This is a genomic window from Mesorhizobium sp. M1A.F.Ca.IN.020.06.1.1 (assembly GCF_004023265.1).
In the GTDB taxonomy this organism is placed as follows: Bacteria; Pseudomonadota; Alphaproteobacteria; order Rhizobiales; family Rhizobiaceae; genus Mesorhizobium.
In genome coordinates, this window is the sequence record NZ_RZSR01001694.1 from 1 (window position 1) to 572 (window position 572).

Below are 572 nucleotides of genomic sequence, written 5' to 3' on the forward strand. Positions count from 1 at the left end.
GCCCTTTGCAGATGCGGTCGGCGCATGCTACGCCGTCGCCTGCGCGACCGGCAGGCGGTAGCGGTCGCCGTTCGGGATCCATGAGCAAAGAAACCAGCCGTTTCGCCTTCGTCTCTTCCGACACCGACGACGCCCGCGCGGCGCTGGAAACCTTGTCGGCGCGCTATGGGCAAATACCAGTCGCCGAGGCGGAGATCATCATCGCGCTCGGCGGTGACGGCTTCCTGCTGCAGACGCTGCGCGACACGATGAGCACGGGCAAGAAGGTCTACGGGATGAACCGTGGCACCATCGGCTTCCTGATGAACGAATATCGGGCCGGCGGTCTCGATGAACGCATTTCGAAAGCGGTATCCGAGACGATCCGCCCACTGGAAATGCAGGCGGTGACTCACGAGGGCGAAACGATCTCGGCGCTGGCGATCAACGAAGTGGCGCTTTGGCGCCAATCCTATCAGACCGCGAAAATACGCATCACCGTCGACGAGCAGGTGCGGCTGGAGGAATTGAACTGCGACGGCGTCATGATCGCGACACCCGCTGGTTCGACAGCCTACAATCTGTCGGCGCAC

At 62.6% G+C, this 572-nt stretch carries 1 protein-coding gene; it reads left to right on the forward strand.

What is annotated here, in order from left to right; all coding sequences use genetic code 11:
- Nucleotides 1-80 precede the first annotated feature (80 nt).
- Nucleotides 81-572: NAD kinase (locus EOA60_RS36400; RefSeq protein ID WP_128312800.1), on the forward strand; the 492-nt coding region annotated here is incomplete at its 3' end.